This window comes from Ramlibacter sp., from assembly GCF_036383835.1.
Taxonomy (GTDB): Bacteria; Pseudomonadota; Gammaproteobacteria; order Burkholderiales; family Burkholderiaceae_C; genus Ramlibacter.
This window is the reverse complement of record NZ_DASVNN010000069.1, coordinates 1-25604: the sequence shown is the minus strand read 5'-3', so window position 1 is coordinate 25604 and position 25604 is coordinate 1. Positions and strand designations below refer to the sequence as shown.

Annotated in this window: 1 protein-coding gene; it reads right to left on the bottom strand. The window is 69.5% G+C overall.

Annotation, left to right across the window (positions count from 1 at the left end; translation table 11 throughout):
- Window positions 1–90 precede the first annotated feature (90 nt).
- Window positions 91–25482: a hypothetical protein gene (locus tag VF522_RS11390; RefSeq protein ID WP_330908382.1), complete on the bottom strand. Its 25392-nt coding sequence runs from the start codon at window positions 25480–25482 to the stop codon at window positions 91–93.
- Between the last annotated feature and the right edge of the window lie 122 nt (window positions 25483–25604).

Here is a 25604-nt window from a genome sequence, read left to right as displayed (position 1 = left end):
TGCATGGGTCGTCTCCTCAGTGCAGGGTCACCCGCGGGGCGCAGCGACCCGGGCTCGCCGGAACCGCGTTCTCGTGGAACATCACCGCGGTCACGCTGCACCTCCAGTGCGCGGGCCCAGCGTGGGCTTCAACGCGGCCGCCGGCTTCATGGCCACCGTGCCGGTCGCCGCCGCGACGCTGATCCGCAGGGATGCATTCGGATTGCGCTCCTCCTCCGACTTGCCCAGGTGGTTCAGGAAATCGTTCGTCCACACCGGGGCCGCGGAAGGTGCAGAGTGCACCAGCGCCGGGGCAGCGAACATGGTGTTTTCCCATACCACCATCGGGGGATCGTCCTCCTGCCCGCGCGCCTCGTGCGAAGACCGCGCGGACACCGGTTCGAGCGTCCGCGTGCCGGCGAACAGCACGTCGTCCATCACGCCGCCGTCCGCGTGTTCCAGTCCCGCGGCGTGGCCCAGTTCGTGGGCGACGGCACTGAGCAGGTCCATCTGCCCGGTGGCGGGGCCTGTGCCGGCCACCAGGAACTCGCCGTCGTCCGAGGGCGTGCCGTCGATGTACCAGCCGTGGCCCGCGGCGTCGACGTCGATGTACACCACGCCTTCGTCGTAGGCGCCGATCTGGTCGCCGGCGAGATCGACCACGCGGAACTCGACGTCGCGCATCGCATCGAGCGAAGCCTCGTCCACCGTCGCGGCCCAGCGCCGCAGTGCCTCCTCGAACAGCGGCTGGATCGCCGACACCGTCGCCGTGACGTCCGCGCCGCTCGCGTCCGGCGTGCCCTGCGCCATCAGCGCGGCGCCGCCTGCCGGGGCCGAGGCGAAGGCCGGGTCGTTGGTGCGGATCGTGAAGTCGTCGAACGCGCTGCCCGCGCCGCGGCTGAACAGGCCGAAGCGGCCGTCGACCGGCACGCCGTTATAGGCGTGGCTCGCGACCACCGAGCCGTTGAGGCTCACGGTCACGACGCTGTTGCGGACGGTCATGGACAACGTGTAGTCCGTCCCCGCCACGATGTCGCGCGCCACCACCGCGTCGACCGCCCAGCCGCCGCGCGAGGTGCGGTGGCCGATGACGACCTGGTCCGTCGCGGCGTCCACGGCGACGAACTTGAAGTCCTTCGGTCCGTAGTAGTCGAACACCAGGCCCGCGCGGCCCTGCGTGTTGACGATGGTCGACAGGTCGAGCGTCGACGAAGGCTGCAGCTGGTCCACCGCTAGCGTCGCGAGGCTGATCGCCGGCTCCGGCGTGGCGGTCGCCGCGGCCTGGTAGCGGCCACCCGTGGCCGTCCAGCCACCCTGCGTGGCGGCCCCGAACAGCGGGCCGGTGCCGCCGGTGAATTCCTCCTTGTGCTGGAAGGTCACCGTCTGCGGCAGCACGCGCAGCGACACGTTGTCGAACGTGCCGCGCCCGGAGTCGGAGCCGACCCCCAGCAGGCCCTTGTTGAGGCCGTAGCCCACGCCGTCGATCACGCGCGGTGCGTACGTGTAGGTGAAGTAGGACTTGTTGTCCACGACCACGCTCACGTTCGTTCCGTTCACCGCCAGCAGCATCTGGTAGGCCTGGTTCGGCTTGATCTGCAGCGCGACGGTGGACTGCGCATCGACCACCCAGCCCGTCGCCGTGCGATGGCCCATCTCGATCTTGTTGGTCGACACGTTGATGCCGGCGAACTTGAAATCGGTGGGCGACTGGTAGTCGAACACCACGTAGGCATTGGCCTTCCAGCCGCCGGTGGGCTTGTCGGTCTGCACCGTCGCGACGACCTCGTAGTACGTCGGCAGGTAGCTGTCGTGGTACCACACGGCCACGGAGTCGCCGGCCACGCTGGTGGCGGAAACCGCCAGGGCGCCGCTCGCCACGGCGAAGTTGCCGCTGTCGACCGCCATCGCGCTCATCGTGCCGGCGTTGAAATCCGCCGTGCGCAGCACATCGCGCCCGCCGCCCGGGATGTTGCCCGGCTGCGGATCGGTCGGCCCGCCGGTCTGTTCCTGCCAGTAGCCGTGGTCCTTCTGCGTGATCAGGCCGATCTCGCTGTCGATGCCGCCCATCCAGCGGTTGACGTTGCTGTAGCGGTCCTCGCCGTTGCGGTTGCCGGTGTCGCTGGTGCGCGTGATGTCGCCGCCGTCGCTGAAGGCCTGCGCGTAGAGGAAGTCGAACAGGTGCGGCGGCACCTGCCGGCTCACCGTGGCGATGCCGAAGGGCGCGAACGGCACGATGTAGCTGTTGAACTCGCCGACCCAATCGATCAGCCGGTCGCCGCCGGTGTTGCCGATCAGGATGTCGAGCCCGGCGCCGCCGAACACGCGGTCCTCGTAGGAGACGTGCGTGTCGGGCGCGTCGTTCAGCGCGCCGGTGGCGTCGTAGGTCACCGGCTTGGCGCCCTGCACGTCGTCGGCGTTCAGCAGGTCGTTGCCCCAGCCGCCGTACATGTGGTCGCGTCCCGTGCCTCCCACCATCCAGTCGTTGCCGAGGTCGCCGAACATGGCGTCCCTGCCGTCGCTCTCGCGGTCCTGCAGCGAGGTCAGGATCGGCGTGCCGTTGTTGTTGAACTGGGTGTAGCCGCTGATCTTCACCCCTTCGTTCTCGGCGAAGTTGAGGAAGAACTGCTTCAGGTCGGCCGGCGTCGCACCGGCCGGCAGCGGGTGCGCTTCGTCCCACACCTGGCCGCTGGACAGGAACAGGATGGTGCGGCGCGGGTCGTACTCGTCGTACAGGAAGAACTCGCCCAGGCGCGGCTGCACCGGCTTCGGCGCGTTCCACGGGTCGGTGTCGTCCCCGAAGTACAGCATGTTGCCCGCGTTCCAGGGCCGGCTGAAATCGGTGCGCACCAGGCCGGCAATCGAGCCGTCGGGATTGAAGCGCACGTTGTAGGACTCGCCCAGCGCCTCGCCGCCGCCCACGGCGTCGTCGCCGGCGCCGCCATGCAGGAAGTCGTCGCCGAGGCCGCCGTAGATGATGTCGTCGGCGTAGCGCGGGTCGAACAGCGGGTTCTCCCCGAGGCCCGCCGCCACGGGCGACAGGCTCGTGGGCGTGAGGTCGACCGACTTCTTCAGCGCGTTGGCGACGTTGATCGTCTCGGTCTGCACCTGTCCGGGGGTGTAGATGAACTCACTCAGCACGTTGCCCTGGGTGGTGCGCGTGTTCGGATCGATGGCCAGCAGCGCATCGACGCCGAACAGGCCCTCGCCGTAAGTTGCGCTGTTGCGGCTGGTGAAGATCCGGCCGTCGTCGCCCAGGATGCCGTCCTGGCCCGTGCCGCCGGAGATCCAGTCGCTGCCCCAGCCGCCGATGATGTCGTCGTCCTGGCCATCGCCGAAGGCGACGTCGTTGCCGGCGCCGAGGTAGATGGCGTCGTCGCCCGATTCACCGTGCACCTCGTCGTCGCCGCCGATGTCCACCTTCGAGTTCAGGCCGTCGACGCCGTGGAAGCCCACCGCGTTCGTGCCGAACAGGTCGGGACGGAAGTCGGGCCCGCCCGGCGTGTAGTCGAGATGGCTCACGCCGCGCACCACGAGCTTGGTGGGACCGTAGTTGTCGTAGTTGAACGTGACGTACAGCGGCTGGCCCGCGGCATTCGACGGGTTCACGTCGACGTGGTTGACGCCGACGATCCGCACGATGTCGCCGTTGTCGCCGACGATCGTGTCGGCGTCGAGGGCATGGCCGGTCGGCGTGGTCGTGATCACGTTGCCGGCGTTGCTCGTGGAATCGCCGATGTTGTTGCGCGATGCGTCGGTGCCGGCACCGCCGAACAGGATGTCGCTGCCGTCCGGCCGCTCGTGCTTCAGCGGGTTGGCGTTGGCCGCCAGCCCGAAGTGGCCGGAGCTGCCACCCACGATGTCGTCCTGGCCGAGGCCGCCGAAGGCGATGTCGTTGCCGCCGCCGCCCTCGACGTAGTCCTCGCCGTCGGTGGCCGCCTCGAAGGAGGCGACGACGCTCAGCGGCCCGATCGGGTCGGACACGCCGCCCGGCGTGCGGGTGGCGCCCACGTGCGAGATCGCGGCCGCGGCGTTCTCGATGCCGCCGTCGCCCTGCACGATGTCGTTGCCCAGCTGGCCGAAGACCATGTCGTTCTTCTCGCCGCCGGCCAGGTAATCGTTGCCGAAGCTGCCCTTGCCGACGAGGCCGCGGTCCATCTCCACCGTGTGCAGCGCCTTGTAGTCGATCGTGTACTCGGCCCACCACGGCACGCCGGCCATGCCCAGCAAGGCGACGTCCGGGTCGCGGTAGTTGCGCGCGACGCCATCCACCAGCAGCAGGCCGCTGGTGACCGAGGTCGGCGTGGCGAAACCCGCCGGGACCGCGCGGTCGGTGCGGCTGTACAGCAGCGTGCCGGCCAGCGTCTGGAAGCGCGTGCTGGTGACGTTGCCGGGGCGCCGCTCGAGCTCGGTGACGTTGTCGCCGAACACCAGGTCGTCGGCCTCGTCGCCGTCGGCCATGTCGTGCCCGGCGCCGGCGATCACGATGTCGCGGCCCAGGTTGCCGTGGATCACGTCGTCGTCGCCGTTCTGCAGTTCCACCGAGTGGATGCCGATCAGCGAGCCGATGTCGGTGGTCTGGATCTTCTGCAGCCGCGCATCCGGCAGGTTGGGATCCACCACGTTCTGCACGATCACGCCGTGGTCGCCGAAGATGATGTCGTCGTAGAAGCTCTCGTGCGCTCCGCCCACGGTGCCGGCGCCCTCGCCCCAGAGCGTGTCGCGGCCCGCCACCAGGCTGTCGCGCACCGGCGACTTCACCGGCTGGAAGGTCTGGTCGCTCGCCTGCAGGTTCGGGTTCACGCCCGGCGCCGGGCTCGCGTCCACGGTGTCGATGGTGAGGGCGCGCGTGAGGATGTTCACGTTGACGCCCGAGTCCCCGTAGATGTGGTCCACGCCGCGCTGGCCGAGGATCGTGTCGTTGCCCGAGCCGCCCGCGAGGTGGTCGCCGGCCTGGCTGCCGTAGATCAGGTCGTCGCCGGCACCGCCGTAGGCCGTGAAGCCCACGGTGGGCAGCGCGCCCGGCGCGGTCGACGCGAACAGCTGCCGCGCGTCGATGACGTCGTTGCCCGCATAGGTGTACGGGTCGGCCACCGGGAACACCCACTCGTTGTCCTCGTTCTCCGCGTCCGGCAGGCGCGGGAACGGGTCGAAGGGCTTCTCGCCGAACTCGAGGCCGAGGTGGTCCCAGCTGTGGCCGGAATACCAGACGCCGTCCTGGCTGGTGTCGCCGTAGACCACGAGCGGGCTGTTGGGCCCGGCCCCGCCGGAGACGGTGATGTGGTCGCCGCCGATGCGGCGGCCGCCGTCGAAGCGCTGGTCGAATCCCCAGACGGTGATCGCCGGGTTCGATGCGCTGGATCCGACCGAGGCGCTCAACGCCGCGCCGGCCAGGAGCATGTCCGCGCCACTGAGCTGGGCGACGGTGAAACCGCCGGCCACGCCTTCGATGAAGACCACCTGGCCGACGTAGAAGCCATCGGCGCTCCAGCTGCCGCTGCCGCGCGTGAGCTTGTCGACGGTGACGGTCAGCGGCACGGAGGCTTCGACGCGCTTCGCTTCCGCGACGTGCAGTTCGAGATCCACCGTCGCGCCGGCGAACGCCGTGCCGGACAGGATCAGCGCCGAGCCCTCGCCCCAGGTCGCGAACGCCCCCGAGGGCTTGAGCGATGCGCTGGCATCCGCGAAGCCCAGGATCTGGCGCGTCTGCGCCTCGCCCTGCAACTGCACGAACTGGCCGATCTCGTAGCCGTCGGCCTGCCAGTCGCGGCCATCCATGCGGGTCAGCACGTTCTGGCCGGACGCGGTGGCGGCGTTGAAGCTCCCCTCGCTTTCGAGGTACAGGTTGCCGCCGCCGTGCACCACGGTCAGCGAGCCGTGCGGGCCCTGGACCCACACCTGCCTGCTGACGTTCGCCTGGGTGGCGAGCGGCACGCCCAGCAGCTCCATGGTGGCGCCGGTTATGGACAGCACGCGATACTGCACCGCGCTGCCCGGGGCGCCGATGGACACGAGGTGCCCCGCCAGGAAGCCGTCGGCCGCCCAGTCGTGGCCATCGACGCGCGTGATCGTGCCGCCGGTGTCGGTGTGCGCGACGTTCACCGCAGTGGTGACGTTCACCAGCTTGTCGACCGCGGTGATCTTGCGCTCGAAGGTGCCATTGCCCAGCGGCGCGCCGGAGAGCACCAGGATCGAGTTGTCGTTCGGGTCCTGGACGTTCACGAAGCCGCCCATGCCGTCGGACACCTGCTTGACCGCGTCGAGCACCTCGACGACCGTCCACGACCCCGTGAGGCCCTCGATGGTGACCAGCTGGCCGGGCAGGAAGCCCTGCGCCTTCCAGTCGAAGTTGTCGCGCGAGATCGTGCCGCCGGTGGAGGTGGACGCGAAGGTGAACACGTTGTCGGCCGACACAAAGGCCGCCGGGTTGATCGTGCCCTCGATGTCGAGGTGGTCGTTGCCCTCGCCCAGCAGCAGGTTCACGACTTCGATGGTGCTTTCGCTGGCATCGGTGCCGAAGCCGCCGGACCCGAAGTTGACCTTGCCGAAGCTGATGCCGCCCGGGAAGACGCTGCCCTCGCCGAAGGTCGGGCCCGCGATCGGACCGAAGTCGAGGTCGTCGGCCATGCCGAAGCCACGCAGGATGGTTTCGTCCATGACGCCGCTGCCGTCGGCCTGGCTCGAGTCGTTGAAGATGTTCAGCACGTCGATCTGCTGGCTCTCGGGCGGCTGCGCGCCGATGGCGATCAGGAAGGTGTCCTTCTCGCCCGGCAGCTTCACGCCGTTGGTGAGCGAGCGGTCGGCGCCGGTGGGTCCGCCTTCCACCGCCAGCGGGCCATGCAGCTTGGACAGCATGTGCGTCGAGACCGGGAAGATCTTGACGCCCTCGCGCATCGGCGGCACGAAGTAATCCGTGTCGGCTTCCAGCACGACGCGCTGCTGCTCGTGGTAGTCGCCCGAGGTGAAGGTCGCCGATGCGGCGATGCGCACCACCTTGACGTCGATCGCACCGCTCTTCAGCCAGGCCGGCAGCGCCGTCTCGCCGGTGAACTGCAGCTTGGTGTCCTTGCTGTCGTTGTCGCCGCGGATCAGCTGGATCTTGAGCTCGATCTCCTGCGCCGGGTTCGCCTGGTTGATCACGCGCACCCACATGCCTTCGAGGAAGCCCTCGGCCAGCCAGCCGGCCTCGTCGTCGTCCAGGTCGCGCAGCAGGTACTCGCCCGGGAACTGGTCGGTGCCCGGGGTGACGCCGTACGTGACGGTGCCTTCGAAGATCTCGATGCTCGCCAGGTCGCTGATTGCCACGTCGCCCGCAGTCTCGCCGGCCGGTCCGGCCAGTGCCGCCGTCAGCGTGATCGTGCCGTCGGTGACCGACAGGATGGTGAAGTCGCCGTCGTTGGCGCCGGCGCCACCCACCCGGATCGACTGCCCGACCTGGAAGCCCTCGTCGATGAAGCTGCCGAGGTCGGAGCCCGTGCCGCGCGTCAGCGTGGCGTGCGTGCCGTCGGAGCCGAAGACGACGCGGCCCGAGAAGACCTGGATCGGACGGAAGCCGCCCACTTCCTGGTAGTCGTCCGGCGTGACGGCCACGCCGTCCACCGAGATCACGTCGGCCAGGCCGTCGGTAAGCACGCCCACCGTCACGGTGGCCGTCGGCTGCCGCGTGAGTCGCACCCAGTAGTCGTCGGTCACGCCCGAGCCGGCCGGGACGTCCGGCACCAGCACCGTGCTGCCGCCGCTTTCGAGCACCACCGCGCCGGAGGTCTCGTTGTCGATCACCTCCACCGGCAGCATCTGCGGGCCGGAACGCAGGTTCGGGAAGACGTAGCTGGCATCCGTGGTCGCCGCATTGCGCTCGAAGCGCACGATCGCCAGCTGCGCGTCCTCGCGGGTGATGTCGTCGCGCGCCTCCACGCCGACGCGGACCGCATCGTTCCAGGTCGCGGAGCCATCGTTGGTGAAGGTCACGCGGCCCACCACCACGCGGTCGTTCACCGCATCGTAGGTCGGGCTGGCGAACAGCGTCAGGCGGCTGTCGCCCGCGATATTGAAGAAGCCCATCGCCTCGTCGGCGAAGTCGTTCAGCACGATGTCGACGACGACGGTCGCACCGAGCGCCGGGTCCTTGGCCAGCTGCAGGCGGATCTCGTCGCGCAGCTGCGTCAGCGCATCGCCCTCGATGACCAGCGTGCGGCCGTCCTCGTTGCCCGCGGCGTCGACCTGGGTGACGTAGACGCCCGGCGTGTCGTTGTCCCGGACCTCCACTTCCACGTTGCGCACGTCGGCGCCGTCGTAGTCGGCGGACTCCGAGACGACCGTGTGCTGGACCACCACGACGCGGTCGCCCTCGGCCCGGGTGTCGTCCGGCGCATAGACGTAGACCGTCTGCGCGTCGTCCCAGTTGGTGTGGTCGAACGTGAGCACGATGGACCGGCTGTTCACCTGCGTCGGCACGCCGTTGACGATCACGGTGCGCTGGAACTCGCTGTCCAGCGGCGCGCCCATGCTGGCCGGGGCCACCCTGGAGACCCAGATGGAATCGCCTTCGCCATTGGGCAGCGGCGCCGGGTTGTCGAAGGTGTCCTCGTCCTCTTCCTGCGTCGTGCGCGCGGCGGAGACCGTGATGTACACCACCTCGCCGACCTGCAGTTCGCGGGCGAGCCGCACGGTGTAGCTGTCGACCTGACGCGGGCCGCCCTCGCGCACCGCGGTGAAGCCGTCGGCGCCCTCGTCGATGACGACGATGCCTTCGGTGGGATTCGCCACGTTGTAGTCGAAGCCGTCCACCAGCAGGCCGTCGTACAGCGGGTCGCCCGAGCTCACGAGGTGGCTGACCGCGCCCGAGGCGCCTTCCAGTTCGCGGGTGATGATGTCTTCGGTGACGTCGCCGGTGACGTTGATCGTGTCGGAGCCGAGGCCGCCGATCACGCGGTAGGCTACGCCGAAGGCCGTCGACTGCACGAAGAACTCGTCGTCGCCTTCGAGACCGTCGATCTCGACCACTTCGACGGCGTCGTAGCGCACGTTGAGGCCGGCGCCGAAGATGCCGTCCTTGGTGATCGCGATGTCGTCGGCGAACTCCGTGCCCAGGATCACCAGCTTGTCGAAGCCGGTGCCGCCGTCCACCGAGACCGGCGCGTTGACGTTGTAGCGGACTTCATCCTGGCCGCCGCCGGCACGGATGTCCGGCGCCTGCGCGACCGAGAAGCCGAGGCCGATCTGCGGCGTGGCGACACCCTGCGCATCGAGGACGATGGTGTCGTCCAGGACGGACTTCGTCAGCATCAGGTCGAGGTAGTTGATGCCGCCGTCGCGATTGACGTCGAACGGCCCGCTCGCGCCCGCCGCCGGCGTCACCGCGGCCAGCTTCGCGGCCAGGTCCGTCCGGTAGGTCGCCGAGGCCGTCCCGACCAGGCTGGCCGGCAGCGCGTTCACCACCTGCGCCAGCGTGAAGCCCGGATTGGCCAGGCGGATTTCGTCGAGCTTCTTCAGCACGGCGACGCCGGCATCGAGATCCTTCTTGTCCTGCACGCCGTCGTTGTTCCAGTCGAAGTCGACGGTGGCCGCGAGCGCGAAGGCACGGACGATGAACAGGTCGTTGTCGTCGTCGCCTTCCAGCCGCAGCTCGGCCTGGTTGGAGTAGACGCGGAACTCGTCGTTGCCGGTGCCGCCATGCACCAGCATCGGCGCGTTGCTGCCGGCGCTCAGCCAGCCGCGCGTGGTGGCCACCAGGTTCGGGAACTGGTCCTGCGCCAGCAGGTTGCCCTGCGGCACGTTGCGCTTCTCGCCGAAGATCTGGCCGACCTGGAACTGGTCGTCACCCGCGCCGCCGTCCAGCGTCATGGTGACGGTGGTGTCGTCGGAGAAGAAGGCGTCGTTGCCGCCGCGGCCTTCGACGGTCATGCGGCCGTTGAGGCCAGTGTCGTAGTTGATCCGCTGGACTTCGCGGCTGTCCTCGTTGTTCTGCACCGTGTCCTGGTACTCGGCCAGGTTGCCGTGCAGCAGCGCGACGTAGCCCGGCCGGTCGGCGGTCTCGTTCGGCAGGAAGGCGGCGGCGCGCATCACGAAGATGTCGTCCGTCTCGGTGTTCCCATCCTGGCGATCCAGCCCGTGCACGAAGCCTTCGTCGCCGCCGTCGTTCTGGCGTCCGGTGTCGAGGATGTTGACGACGTAGTTGCGCTCGTCGGCGCCGTTGCTGCCCAGCGTGTACACGTGGTAGGTGTCGCTGTCGGCCTGGCCGTCGAGCGTCAGCGTGTGCTGCGGGTCGAGCGTCGGCACGCCGTTGACCAACGAGATGGTGACCATCGTGTTGGTCACCGGATCCAGGTAGCGCGTCACCGGCGAAGTGATGGTCGCCGTGTCCTGCAGGAAGTACACCGCGAAGGTGTCCTCGCCGTCGTTGCCCGGCACGGCCTCGGTGCCGATGGTGGCCGTGGTCTGGCCGCCATGCACCCGGGTCCTGGACCCCAGGTAGATGTAGCCGTCCTGGCCCCAGGTGGTCGTGCCGGCCGCGCCGGTCTGGTCGCCGAACTGGAAGGAGTCGGCGTCGCCGTTGCCCCAGATGCTGGTCTCGTGGACCGGACCGGTCGCCACTTCGGCTTCGACCGTCCCGACCGGGTTGCCGGCGAGCGTCTGGCTGCCGGGCGTGATCACGTGCGCATTGGCGATCAGCCGGCCGCGCAGGACCATGCCGGTGCCGAAACCCACGTCCGGATCGACGACCTGGTTCGCGCCGTCGTAGTAGTTCGCATCGCCGGAGATGGAGATGCCCAAGTTGGCGACGACCTGGCTGTTGTCGTCCAGCTCGACATCGTCCCCGACCAGCAGCGTCACGCTGCCCTCTTCCGCGAACACCTGGCCATGCGGCACGCCGCGCAGCGCGTCCTGGTTGCTGCCGCCGGCCGTGGCGTTGTTCTCGGCGAAGCGCGCGGAACCGGAGGCGAGCAGCACGAAGTCGTCGTTCTCCGGCGTCGGCAGCGGGTTCGCCGAGTCGCGCACCGTCAGGCGGATGGCGCCCGTGTAGGTGTGGGCCAGCACGAGCCGCAGCGTGTCGTTCGTCTCGGTGACGTACAGGCTGTCGGAGGCCTCCAGGCCGACGTCGCCCGTGACGTACGCCGAGGAGTCGATCTCGAGGTCGTTGCCCGCGGCGCCGATGTCGGAGCCGCTGCCGTTGGCGTCGAGGTCGATCGAGTTGGCGACGACGTCGGCTGCGAAGTCCTTGTCGCTCGCGACGCCGTCCTTGCGGCCTTCCAGGATGGAGCCGTTCACCGTCCGCAGCGATGCATCGCCTTCGGTGTCGACCAGGTCGACGCGCATGTTGCCGATCAGGTCGCTCAGGAACACGCCCTGAGTGGAACTGCCCGCAGTGTCGGTCACCGTCAGCACGCCCGTGGCGTTGTTGCGATCGACGTTGATTTCCAGGAAGTCGTTCGTCTCGCCCACGCCACCGAGCCCGCCGAGGGTGCCGACGGTCATGGTGATGTCGTCGGCGGTGACGTCGATGGTCGGCTGGTCGTCGGCGTCCAGGATGCGCTGCGGCGAGAACAGCGTCACGTCGCCGGCGGTCGAGTGGATGTGGCCGACGAGCATGTCGCCGGCCAGCTCGGTCGCCGTGATGTTGCCGTTCGTGGTGAGGAAGATCTGCTCGATGCCGTCAGGCTCGGAGGTTCCGCCGGACCAGTCGACGTCGGTGTTGACGACGAAGTTCACCGTGGTGTTCGGCGCGGACTCGTTCAGCACGGTCTTGCCATAGGGCGTGACGGTGCCGTCGATGCCAGTCGTGGCGTAGCTGCGCGACTCGCCGTAGAACGGCGTCGTCGAGACGTGGCCGATGTCGATGTCGTCGCCGGCCCGCACCTCGGAGAAGGTGTAGGTGGATTCGACCTCCGCGAAGCTCGTTCCGTAGGTCCGGCGGATGAAGTCGTACTGCGAGCCGTCGAACTCGTCCGGGCTGAAGTGGTCGAAGTATTCGCCGGTGCGGTTGGGCGAGTTGAAGGTGATACCGAGGCCGGTGAGGTCGACGGGCAGCGGCAGCGTCACCGAGCCCGGCAGCGGCGGCTCGATCGTCCGCACCGTCACGCCTTCGATATCGGACAGGTTGGCGCCGGCCCGCGAATCGTTCACGACGACGTCGACGTCGTCGCCCGCGCGGATGCGGTCGATGGTCACCGCGAGGCTACCCAGCGCCGGGCTCTGCGAGCGGTCGTGCAGGGAGACGTCCAGCACCGCGTCATGACCGGCATCCGCGAAGAGATGCACTTCCTTCAGCGTCGGCGTCTCGCCGCGGGCGATGGCGTGCGTGATGCGCACGAGCTCCACCATCAGCGCGCTGCGGCCTCCGCTGGCGGCCTGGTTGCCGATGTCGCCGCTGGCATCGACGTCCAGCTGGTTGGTGCGGATCAGGCCCTCGTCGAAGATCGCTGGCGGCAGGGCCGACTGCTCCACCACCAGGCCGCGCTCGTCGACGCGGATGTGGCCGCGCTGATTCTCGATCGTCGTCTTGCCGATCGTGTTCTCGATCCCGCCCAGCAGGATGATGTCGCTGTCGTCGTTGCCGGCCGCCGTGCGGTTGCGGATCTCGACGTGCGTCTGCGGGTAGAACAGGTTGACGTCGAACTCGAAGGTGTTGCCCGGCGACGAGGAACTCTGGGCAACGTTGTTGCCCTTGCCCGCCCCGTCGTACTTGATGTCGTCGACGACGATGTCGACCACGGAGGCGCCGTCGACCGTGTCGATGTGGTTGATCACCAGGTCGAATTCGGAGTCGTTGACCAGGCGCACGTGGTCCCAGGTGCGCTGGCTCTCCACCAGGCCCTTGTTGCCCCAGATGACGCCGTCTTCCTGGCCCGCGATGTCGTTGGCGAAGAAGGTCAGCTTGCCGGCCTTGTCGTAGATGATGTCGTCGAGGATCACCTGCGGGTTCGACGGGTTGCTCGCGACGAGCGTGTCGCCCACGTCCTTGCCGGCGTTGACGCCGCGGAAGGCGACGTTGGTGAGCTTGGTGATGACGCCATCGGCGTCGATTTCGAGCTCCGGATTGGGCTCGCCCAGCAGGTAGACGTGCGATTCCCAGAAGATCCAGCGGTCGGGAACGAAGTTGCCTTCGTTCGCGCTGCCGCCGAAGCTGCCGAAGAAGGCACCGTCTCCGCGCCGGATGGCGTCGTTCGTGAGTTTGAACTGCACCGCGTTGACGAAGGCCTCGGCGGTCTTCAGCTCGACGTCCCAGGCGCCCAGCACGAAGGCCAGCGTGTTGCTCACCGCGGTGGCGTTGGCGTCGGAGTCGCCGCCCAGCGCGTCGAGAGAGGAGTCCGCCGTGGCGCGGCTGATCACTTCCGAGTAGCGCGACTCGATCGTGATCTTCACGTTGCCGGTCAGCAGGGCGTTGGCGGACGAGCCGGCGTTGTCGGCCAGCACGACGCGGTTGTCGGCGAAGACCTGGCTCAGCGCGTCCGCTTCCGCGTCGCCGCCGGCGGCGTCGACTTCCGTCTGCGCATAAGCGAGCGCGGCGAGCTTCACGACGTCGGACCGCAGCGTGATGAAGTCCGCCAGCAGGTCGGCGTTGTCGCTGACGGTGATCCGCGAGCTGGCGCGGTCCCCGGCGCCATTGCCGATGCGGCTGAAGGAGTTCGTGTCGCCGTCACCGCCGAGGCCGGCCGCGTAGCCGCGCGAGTCGGCCGAGGCGTTGGCGCTGACCGCGTTGGTGACGTTCAGCGCATCGTCCGCCGTCAGGTCGCCGTCGATGTTCAGGTTGACGCTGTACGTCAGCGTGGCGTCGGCATCGCCGCCGATGAAGGCCAGGAAGCCGCCCTTGGTGGATTCGGCAAAGGACGTGACGCTGGACGCCGTCGCCGTGGAAATGTTCAGGTCGCCCAGCGAGGTGATGTGCGCGTTGGCGCCGATGTTCAGCGTGTTGGTGTTCGAGCCGGAGCCGACGGCCGTGGCGGAGCCGATCGCGGCGAAGCCGCCGCCCGAGCCGTCCGCCAGGGCGCTCACGCCGATGGTGCTGTTGGACTCGATGTTGACGTCGTTGCCGGTCAGGTGCGCGCCGCCCGCGACCGTGAGGGTGGTGTTCGCGTGGTGCGCGGCCTGCGCGTTGGCGCTGCCGACGTCGACGAAGCCGCCGCCGACGCCGGTCGCCGTGGCCGTGACGGTGGCATCGCCCGAAGGCGCGCCCGCGAAGCCGCGGGCACCGCCGACGCCGTCGAAGGCACCGGTGACCGGCCCGGTGAGGTCGAGCACGAGGAACTGGTCGCCCGCCGGCCCGCCGTCGGTCAGGTTGATGCCTTCCACCGCGAAGGTGTGCCGGCCGAACGGCCCCAGCGCGATCATGTTCACGGCGACGTTGGTGACCGCGTCGACGAGTTCGAACCAGGAGTTGTCGCCGGCCACCGCCGAGACGCGGTAGACGCCGCCGTCGCTCAGGCCGAAGACCGGGCTGTTCGACGTCGAGGCCAGCGTGTGGGTCGTCGCGCCCGCGGCATTGGAGGTGTCGCGGACGATGTTGATCGGCGTGACGGGGACGAACTCGTTCGCCGCGGTGCCCGGGTCGTCGGCCACGCCCCTGGCCAGGTCCTGCGTGAGCGCGAGGCGGATGTTGTTGGCATCCACGAAGATCACGTAGTACGTCTGCCCGTTGTTGAGGCTGCCGCCCGGGAAGGCGACGTCGATCGGCACTCCGCCGCCGTTCACGATGGTACCGTTGCCAGCGACCGTGTAGTGGTTGTAGACGACCGCCTCGCCCGTCTCGAAGCCGTGGTTCTCGATGTAGATGTTGTTGTTGCCCGTCACGGTGTACGAGCCGCCCGAGAGCACGCCGTCGACGAGCTCGCTGGAGAACTTCGCCGGCGCCGGGACGCGGTAGGTGACGAAATCGTTGACCGCGAAGCCGTTCGCCGCATCGACGCGGTTGCCGCCCAGGCCGATCGCATTGCGGTCCACCGTCACCGACGGCGTCGCCATGCCGACGTTCTGGAGCTTGATCGTGTGGTCGTCGACCTTGAAGACACGGTACTTGCTGCCGTTGCCCAGGGGATCGGCCACGTTGCCGGACACGCCCGAGTGGTAGGACACGATGTCGCCGGTCTCGAGGTTGTGGCCCGATGCGAAGGTGATCGTGTCGCGCGCCGCGTTGACGTCGGCGCCGTCGAACACCTCGCCGAGCCAGATCTTCGAATCGTCCTTGACGATGACCGTGTAGTCCCGGCCCTGGACCAGCCCGCCGCTGTTGGCGCTGGCGAAGGAGATGTTCGCGCCGGTCTGCAGCAGGTGCGGCAGGTTGAAATCGATGAAATTCGATGCGCCCGGCACGTGCGAGCCGGGCGCGTCGGCGGACTGCGAGCCCACCACCGTGCCGTCGGACACCGGTTCGGGCGATGCACCCTGGTTCGCCGACAGCGACAGTTCCGTGCCCGCGGTGACGTTGCTCGCCGCGCCCACGGTCACGTCGACGACGCCCTTGGCGACCGCCTGCGGATCGATGTCGCCGACGTTCACCAGGCCGCCCGTCTTCGCGCTGGCCTTGGAATCAGCGTCGGTGATCAGGTTGGCGGCCACGTCGACCTTCGAGCCCAGGATCATCACGTTGCCCGTCGTCGCGAAATCGAGGTCCACGCGGACGTTGGTGACGGCCAGCAGCGTCGACGAGTCGGAGGTGACCGCCACCACGCCGCCACCGCGCGAATCCATCGACGTGTCGGCGACGGAGTAGGTCTCCAGCGAGACGATCAGGTTCTCGGCGTCCTCGCCGCCCGCCCCGTCGGTCACGTTGCCGAAGAAGGACATCGTCGAGGCCTGGAAGGCCGCGTCGTCCTTGCCGTTGCCGGCCCTGGCGGACGCGTTGCCCGCGCTCACGAAGGCGACGCCGCCGCCGGTGTTGGCGAGCGAGGAGAACGCGGTGTTGGCGTGCTTGGCCTCCACTTCCACGTTGGTGCCGGCGCTGAAGTTGCTCGCGCCGACGGTGAAGGTCATGGTCGACTGCGCGACGGTGTCGATGTCGCCGTTGGTGACGGCCGCCAGGCCCGCGGCGACGTTGTCCGCGGTGGCGATGGCGCCGCGGCCGTTGGACGCGCCGCCCTCCGCACCCTGGAAGTTGCCGTCGAAGTTGAGCCGCGCGCCCAGCTTCACGTTGCTGGCGGCGTGGATGTCGCCGCCGCCGCCCACGTCGAACTTCACGCCGGCCTTGAATTCGGCCAGTGCATCGGCGTCGGCCACGCCCACACCGGCCACGGCCGTCGAGCTCGACTTCGCGCGAGCCTCGCCCTCGAGGTCGACCAGCATGTCGAAGTCGCCCTGCTGGACGTCGATGTCGACGTTGTTGCCGATCCGGCCGTTCGCCGTGGCCAGGTTCAGGGCATGGCTGCTGGTGAGCGGCACGCCGGCCAGCAGGCTGAACGCCCCGGCGCTGGCTTCCGCCCTCACGCTGGTGAACAGCGTGGCGTCGACATCGAGGCCGCCCGCGCCGGTCGTGGTGATGGTGCTGCCGGTGCCGCCGCTGGCTGCGCCGATGCGCACGTTGACGGAACCGCGGTCCTCGACGATGGAGTCGAGGTTGGCGATCGCCACCGTCAGGGATCCGCCGACGGAGGCGGCATTCGCGCTGGCGTTGTGCTCGCCGTCCGCCAGCAGGCGGATCGAACTCGCCGTGACGTCGGCGTTGTCGCCGATCGCGGCCGTGGTCTTCGACTGGAGCACCGTCTTGATGTCGGCTTCCCCGTAGGACACCGCGAGCGCGCCGCCCACGTTGACGGACCGCGGGTTCGCATTGACCGTCGCATCCGCCTTGACCTCCAGCTTGCCGGAGAGGTTCAGCGTGGTGCCGTCGCCGACGTAGGCCTCAGTCTGGTGCGCATTCGTGGCGAAGATGTCGGTGGCCGAGATGTTCGCCAGGCCGGCGCCGCTGCCGGAGTCGACGGTCGCGTCGGCCGTCGTGTCGGACAGCGCGTTCAGCGTCACCTGCCCCGCGTTCACCGTCGTGCCGGCGCCGATGAAGCTGCGCGTCGCGGACACCGGGCCCGACGCGGACCCGACCGTGGCCGTCGCCGTCATGTCCGAGATGTTCGCGAGGCCCGCTCCGGCGCCGCCGCCGATGACCGCGTTGGCCATGGGCTTGGTCATTACCGTATCGGCGACCGCCAGCAGGGAATGCGTGCCGAGGTTCAGCGTGGAACCCGTGCCGACGAAGGCTTCCGTGATGCGGCTCGCGACCGCGCTCGTCTCGAGCAGCGACACCGCCACGCCCAGGGACGCGTTCATGCCATCGATGGTCGCGTTCGCCATGCCGTTGACGCCATCGGCCGGCCCGACGTCGAGCTCCTCGGCACGGAGGTCGACGTTGCCGGAATTCAGCACGGTGTTCTTGCCGATGTAGGCGCGCGTCGCGCCCGAGGCTTCCGCCTCGACGTCGGTGTTCTCGATCGTCGCCGCGCCGCCGAAGCTGAACCCGTCCACCGCGGCAATCGACACGCTCTTGCTGCGCGCGTCGGCGTCGATCTCGCCGACCGTGATGGTCGCCGTGTACGCGTTGCCTTCCGTGGTCGCGCGTCCGGCGTAGACCTCGGTCGTGTTGGAGACCTTGGCCAGCGGATTGAGCAGCTGGATCTCCGCCAGGGCCGCGAGGGACACGCCGTCGATCTTGCTTTCCGCGCGGGCATCGCCGTCCGCCAGCAGCCGCAGCTTCTTGCCCGGCAGGTTGGCGCCGTCATTGACGAAGGCGCGGGTGACGCCGCCGGCATCGGCCGTCGGGCTGATCGCGTCGACCTTCACGCCGAAGCTGCCGCCGCTGTCGTCGACATTCGCCTTGGCGTCGAAATCGCCCCAGGCCTCGAGGACCTGGTCGCCGCCGCCGGTCACGTTGATGACGGCCAGCGGATTGCCGCCGCCCGTGGTGTTGGTGGACGCGCCGATGAAGGCCTCGACCACGCCGGTGACGTAGGCCTCGGGCTTCAGGTCGTTGAAGGTGCCGACGAGCGAGAATTCGCCGCCGTTGGTCTCGGAGGTGGCCGTGTACTTGATGCGGTCCGCGCTTTCGCCCGCGTTCACGTCGAGCGTGCCGGCCTGGATGCCGACGCCGTCGCGCACGTAGGCGCGAGTGGCACCGGCGACCGTGGCGATCGGCTGGTAGGTCGTGATCGACACGGCGCCGAGGGAGAGGCCGTCCGACTTCGAGAAGGCGGTCATCGTGGCATCGGCATCGACCAGGATCGTGCCGCTGCCCACGTTGACGGAAGTCGTGACGTTGCTGGCCTGCTGACCCGCATACGCGCCGATGAAGGCTTCCGTGCGGCTCTCGACCAGGGAGGTCGCCTTGGCCGCGGAGATCGCGATGCCGCCCGCCGTGACCGTCTTGTTCTTCGCTGTGGCGGAGTCCGTCGACACCGCATTGATATTGACGTTGCCCGCGTTCACCACCTGGTTCTGGCCGACGTACGCCAGCGTCGTCCCCTTCACCGTCGCGGTGGACAGGGATTCGGTGCTGGCGACGCCCAGGCTCACCCCGACGGCGATGCTGTCGGCGGCCGCCGTCAGGGTGGCGGTCGATGCGAGGTTCAGCGTCTTGGACCCGAGGGACAAGGTACCGGCCGAGCCGGTGGGCGTCGCGCCCGCACGGGTGCCCGCGAAAGCCTCGGTATGCCGGGTGATCTCGGCATCGAACTTGGCCAGGGCGCCCGAGCCGCCGAAGCTGATGGCCACGGACGAACCCGTCGGACGAGCCTCGACGGTGCTGTCCGCCGTCACGTCGAGGGCGCCGAGCGAGGTCACCGAACTGTTGCCGCTGATGTAGGCCAGCGTGGAACCCGTGCTCTCGGCCTTCGCCACCATCAGGGAGATCGCACTGCCCGTCCCGATCGACACGCCGCTCACCTTGGGCGCCAGGTAGTGGTTGCTGTCGGCGTCGATGTTCACCTCGCCGCTCGCGAACAGGTTCGCTCCGCTCGCGAAGGCCGCGACGTCGGAGCCGAGGCGTTCGGTCGCCTGGCCCAGCACGACGGCCGCGCCGCCGGCCAGCGTGGCCGAGATGCCGAGGACGTCCATGTTGGTGTAGACGTCCGCATCCGCGTAGACGGACTGCGCCTGGATCGTCAGCGTGCCGCCGTTGGCATTGACGGCGCTGTCCTCGGCGGACGCCTTGGCCTGCGTCGCGATCAGGTTTTTCGCCTGGCCCAGGCCCGCCGCGCCGCCGGTCGTGCCGACGGTGATCGCCGTCGCGCTGACGTCCACGGTGGACTTCATGTCGTCGACGGCGGTGATCGTCACCGACGTCGACGCATCGACGTCCGAACCGCCGGAGACCTGCGCCTGCACCAGCTGCGTGACGTCCGTCGTGCCGGACGCGCCGGCACCCGCGAACGCGAGGCCGCCGATCGACACGGAGGCGGAGATGGCGAACGCCTCGGGATTGTTGGTGAGCGTGCTCGTGGAGCGGGCGTCGACCAGCACCTCGCCGCCGTTCGCGGCGACCTTGGAGCCGGCGATCCGCGCGCGGGTCTGGCCGTCCAGCCGGATGTTGGACGAGGCGGCCGCGAGACCGATGCTCGCACTGCCGCCCAGGCTCACCGCGGCGGAGGCCGAGGCCGCACGCGCGATGGCGGTCATCGTGACGTCGTCCTGCGCTTCCAGCTTGACGGAACCGCCCGCGATCACGCCCTGGCCGGACGCCTCGTCGGAGTTCACGATGACGGCTTCCACGACCTGGCCGATGGCGTTGTCGACGAAGCCGGCCGCGACGCTCACCGCCACCGACACCGCACCGCTGATCGAGGCCGCGACGGACACGCCGGTGGCATCCGCATCGGACCGCGTCGTGGCGTCGGACGTCAGGTGCACGTCGCCGCCCGCACGCACTTCGCTGTTGTCGATGCGGGTCGACACCGTGCCGTCGTAGTCCACGTCGACCATCGAGACCACAGCCGCCCCGGAGCCGGCGCCGATCAGGCCGGCGGAGAAGCTCACGGCGATGCCCAGCGCGTTGGTCGCCAGGATCTTGGTGTCGTCCGCATCCAGGATCACGTCGCCCGCAACCGCCTCCACGTTGGAATCGCCGGAGATCACGGCACGGGTGAGGCTGGACGAGGACACCACCACGTCCACGCCCGCGCCGCCGCCCGCGAAGGCCAGCGCGCCCGAGATGGACACGGAGACGGCGGTGGCTTCGGCGTCGGTGAAGATGTTGCCTTCGGACAGCGCCCTCAGGCTGACGTCGCCCTGCGCCGCGCGGACGTCGGAGCCGTCGATCCGGGCGATCGTCTGCGTATTGAACGAGCTCTCGGCCAGCGACACGGAGATCGCCAGCGTGCCCGAGGCGAAGCCGGAGATGCCGGCCGCGCCCGCGGCCGCGACCACGTCGGTGTCGATCGTCGAGCTTTCGATGGCGCTGATCGTGACGCCGCCGACGCCCGTGGTGTCGACGTCCGAGCCGCCGGTGATTTCGGCAATGACGTCGTTGTTGAGTTCGTTGCGCGCATCGGCCCCGGCGCCCGCGCCGGAGATGGCGAAGCCCGCCGCGCCGCTGAGCGACAGGGCGACCGCGACGGCCTCGCTGACGATCGAGGCATCGCTCCTCGCCCGCACCGCGAGCGACGCCGCATCCACGTCGGCGTCATCCAGCACCGCCTGGGTCGCGCCGTTCAGCTCGTTCTCGGCGATCGTGGCGGAGATCGCCAGACCTAGGGCCGCTCCCCCGGAGAGGCTGAGGGACACCGAGGCGGCGTCGAGGTCGGCATCGATCTGCGACTGGTCCTTGGCGTCCACCGTCACGGCCCCGCCGGTCACCGTGGCGACGGAATGACGGATGTGCGCCTGCGTGGTGCCGTTGATCGTGTTCTGCGCTTCGACGCCGGCGCCCGCGCCGGTGATCGAGACGCCGCCCGAGCCGCCGCCGGAGAAGGCGACCGCCATGCCGAAGGCATGGATGGTGGCTCCGCCGATCGCGTCGATGTCCAGCGTGTCGGTGGCGACGACGGTGCCGTCGCTCGTGCCGCTCACCGCGCCGATGCCGGCATGGGTGTTGCTGCCGATCGTGTTCTCCGCGATCGTCGCCGCGACGGCGAGGCTCACCGCGCCGCCCCCGCCGATGGCGACGGATGCCGCCACGGTGGTCAGGTCGGCGTCGATGGTCGAACTGTCCTCGGCCTTCACGATCACCGAGCCGGCACCCTGGGTCGCCGTGACGGTCGAGCCGTTGCGGATCAGGGCCTGCGTGGTGTTGGTCGTCACGTTGCGGGCTTCGACGCCCGCGCCGGCGCCGCCGATCGTCATGCCGGCGCTGCCGGACAGGTTGAACGCGATCGTGGCCGCCAGCGCGTCGATGTCGCTGTCGTTCAGCGCATTCACTTCCACCGTGGAAGCCGTGACCGTCGAATCGTCGATCAGCGCGGAGGTGCCGCCGCCGATGGTGTTCTCCGCGACCGTTCCGGCCACGGCGATGTTGACCGCCACGCCGCCGGAAATGCCGATGGTCGCCGAGACGTTGGCGATGTCGGATTCGATGCTGGAGGTGTCCTGCGCCTTCACCAGCACGGCACCGTTGTTCACCGTGACCGTGGACCCGTCGCGAATCGACGCCTCGGTCGTGTTGGTGGTGCTGTTGGTGGCTTCCACGCCCGAACCGGAGATGCCCACCGCCAGGCCACTGGCCGCGGTGACGGACACGCTGATGGTCGCGGCCAGGGCCTCGATGGTCGAATCGTTGGTGGCGAGCACGTCGAGGTCGCCCGCGGTGACCGAGGAGCTGTCGACGGTGGCCGTCGTGGAGCCGCCGATGCTGTTCTCGGCGACCGTTCCCGCCAGCGATACGTTGGCGCCGCCGCCGCCCGAGAAGGTGAGCGCCGCGGACACGGTGGCGATGTCGGAGGTGATGACCGCCTTGTTCTCGGCCTTCACCAGGACCGCACCCACACCCGCGTTCACCGTCGAGCCGTCGCGAATCGACGCTTCGGTGGTGTTGGTCAGCACGTTGCTGGCTTCGACGCCGGCGCCCGCGCCGTCGAGCGAGAAGCCGCCGCTGCCGGACGCGGTGACGGCGATCGTCGCGGCCAGCGCGTCGATCGAAGCCATGTTGAGCGCGGTCACGTCCAGCGCCGAGGCCGTGACGGTGGAGCCGTCCACCGAGGCCAGCGTCGAACCGCCGACGTTGTTCTGCGCGATGGTGGCCGCAACGGTCAGCGCCACGGAGGCGCCGCCGGAGAAGCTCAGCGAAGCCGCGACCGTCGCGATGTCCGAGGTGATCAGCGACTTGTCCTGCGCATCGACGGTGACCGGCCCGGTGATGGTGGCGATGGAGCCGTTGCGGATCGAGGCTTCCGTCGCGCTCGTGATCGTGTTGACCGCCTCGACGCCGGCGCCGGCACCGCCGACGCTCACGCCGCCGGAAGCGGCTGCGGTGAAGGCGACCGTGGCGCCGAGGGCGTCGATGGTCGCCTGGTTCAGAGCCTTCACGTCCAGCTGGCTGGCGCCCACCGTGGAATTGTCCACCGTGGCCGTGGTCGCGCCGCCGATGGTGTTTTCGGCGAGCGTCGCCGCAATGGACAGCGAAACGGCACCGCCGCCGCCGAGCGAGACGGAGGCCGCCACGTTGGCGATGTCGGACGTGATGACCGACTTGTCCTCCGCCTTCACCAGGACGCTGCCGCCGGCGAAGCTGGCCGTCGAATCGACGATCGACGCCTCGGTCTGGTGGGTCGACGCATTGAGGGCATGGATGCCGGTGCCGGCGCCGCCGATGGAAGCACCGGTCGCGGCGGTGACGGACAGGGCGATCGAGACGCCGAGCGCGTCGATGTCGGCCTGGCTCAGCGCCTCCACGTTGAGGCTGGAACCCGACACGGACGACGCATCGATGGTGGCGACGGTGCTGCCGCCAATGGTGTTCTCCGCGATGGTCGCGTTGACCGTGAGGCTCAGCGCCACCCCGCTGGAAATGCCGACCGACGCGGACACGTTGGCGATGTCCGAGGTGATGCTGGAGAGGTCGCGTGCCTTGACCAGCACGGCGCCGCCCGCGTGCACCAGCGGGCTGTCGACGATCGAGGCCTCGGTGACGCTGGTGGTGGTGTTGCTGGCCACCAGGCCGGCGATGGTCACGCCGGCGGAGAAGCCGCCGCTGCCGCCCAGCGAGAGGCCGATCATCAGGCCGAACGCATCGATGTCGGTATCGTTCAGGGCCTGCACCGAGATGCCGCCGGTGGTGTCGACCGTGGAGCCGTCGATGGTCGCCCGCGTGGTGGAACCGATCCGGTTCTCGGCCTCGGTGATGCTGATGCCGAAGCTCACGGCCGCCGAACTCGCGAACGACACGGAAACCGTCGCCGACGCGATGTCGGCGACGATGCTGGAGAGGTCCGTCGCCGACACGTCGACCAGGCCGTGCGCCGTGACGCCGGAACCGACGATGCCGGCCTCCAGCGTGTTGGTGAGCACGTTGCTCGCCTGCACGCCGGTGCCGCCCACGCCGACGGCGAAGCCGCTGGAGCCGGACACGGAGATGCCGATGGCCAGCGCCAGGGCGTCGATGGTGTTCTGCGCGGACGCATTGACGTCCACGCCCCCGGTCAGGGCCATGACCGTGGAGTTGTCGATCGCCGCGCGGTAGGTGCCGCCGATCTCGTTCTCGGCGATCGTGATGGCCACGACGCCGGACAGCGCCGCGCCGCTGGAGACGGCGACGGACACCGCGGCGGAGGCGGTATCCGAGGTGATGGTCGACTGGTCGACCAGGTCGACCGACACCGCACGCCCGGCGGTGACGGTCGCGCCCACGATCTCCGCGGAGACCGTGTTGGTCATGACGTTGCGCGCGCTGGCGCCGGAGCCGGCGCCCGCCAGGGCCAGGCCGCCGCCGCTGGCGGCGACGCTCACGGAAGCCGCGACCGCGACGGAGTCGATGTCGTTCATCGTCTCGGCGTCCAGGGTCACGTCGCTCGTGCCGCCGTTGGCGGTGACGGTGGACCCGTCGATGGCCGCGCGGCTGGATCCGGTGATCTGGTTGTCGGCCAGCGTCACCGCCACGCCGAGGCTGCCCGCAATCGAGCCGGACGCGGCGACGGCGATGCTCGCGGCCACCGCATTCGATTCGATGCTCGAATGGTCCTGCAGGCCCAGCGACACGGTCCCGTTGGCGGTAACGGTGCTGCCGTTCTCGATGACGGCCTGGTTGGAGCCGCCGATGGTGTTGGTGGCGGAGGCCACGCCGACGGCGCCGCTGATCGCCGCCGTACCGGACGCGGCCACGCTGATGCCGATCGCGACGGTGTCCGCGCTGATGGCGCTGCTGGTGACGGCGTCGATGTCGAGCGCGCCGCCCGTGGACACGACGGAATTGGAGATGCCCGCGCGTGCGGCCGTCGTGAGCGTGTTCTCCGTGACCGAAGCAGCGCCGGCCAGCGCGACGTTCACCGTACCCGACCCGGCGGACACGGAGGCGGACACCACGACCAGCGTGGCATCGATGGTGCTGGTGGTGTCCGCCAGCATGTCGATGGCGCCGCCCGCCGTGACGGACTGGCTTTCAGCCGCGTCGGCATCCTCGATCACCGCCTCGACGACACCGCCGATGGTGTTGTCCGCGGTCGCCACGCCGACCGCGCCGGCCAGCGTGAAGGTGCCGCTGCCGGCGCTCACGGCGACGGCGATGCTGGTGCCCAGCGCGTCGATGTCCTTGTTCGACAGGGCCTGGACGTCCAGCGTCCCGCCGGTGGACAGCGACGAATCCAGCACGTGCGCCCGGACGTCGTCGTTGATGGTGTTCTCGGCGACCGACACGGCCGCCGCCAGGCCCACGTTGACGCTGCTGCCGCCGACGCTGACGTTGACCGCGGCGGTGACCACGTCGGCGCTGACCGAAGCAGCGTCCGACGCCGTGATCTCGCCCGTGCCGAGCGCGGCGACGGCGGAGTCGCCGGTGACGCCGGCCTCGATGGTGTTGGTGATCGTGTTGGTGGCGCCCACGCCGGCGCCCGCGCCGGACAGGCTGACCGTGCCGGTGCCCGCGGACACGCTCACCGAAGCGGCCACGCCGACCGCCTCGATGGAACCGGTGGAAGAAGCGTGCGCGTCGAAGTCGCCGCCCGCCATGACATTGGATCCGTTGCGGACCACCGCGCGCGTCGTATTGCCGATGGTGTTCTCGGCGACGGTGACGGACACGGCCAGCGAGGCGGCGTTGCCGCCGCTGCTCAGGCCGGCGCTCAGCGCCGCGGCCACCACGTCGGCGGTGATGCTGGTCGCGTCCAGCGCGGTCAGGGACACGTCGTCGCCCGCGGTGACATCGGCGTCGTCGATGACGGCCAGCACCGAGTTGCCGGTGGTGTTGGTCGCGCTCGCGCCGGCGCCGCTCAGGCCGACGGTGGTGCCGCCGCCGCTGCCGCCCGACACGCTGGCGGAAGCCGCCACCACGAGGGCGTCGATGTCCTTGGACGAGCTGGCGCTCAGGCCGACGTCGCCGCCCGCCGTGACGTCCACGCCCGTGATGGACGCCTCGGCCACGTTGGAGATGGTGTTGTCGGCCAAGGACACGCTGATGGTGCCGGCGACGCTGGTGCCGCTTCCCGAGCCGATGGTGATGCTGGCGCCGGCGGAGATGGCGTTCGAATTGATCGCGCCGGTCTCCGCCGCGCTCACCGTGACGTTGCCGCCGG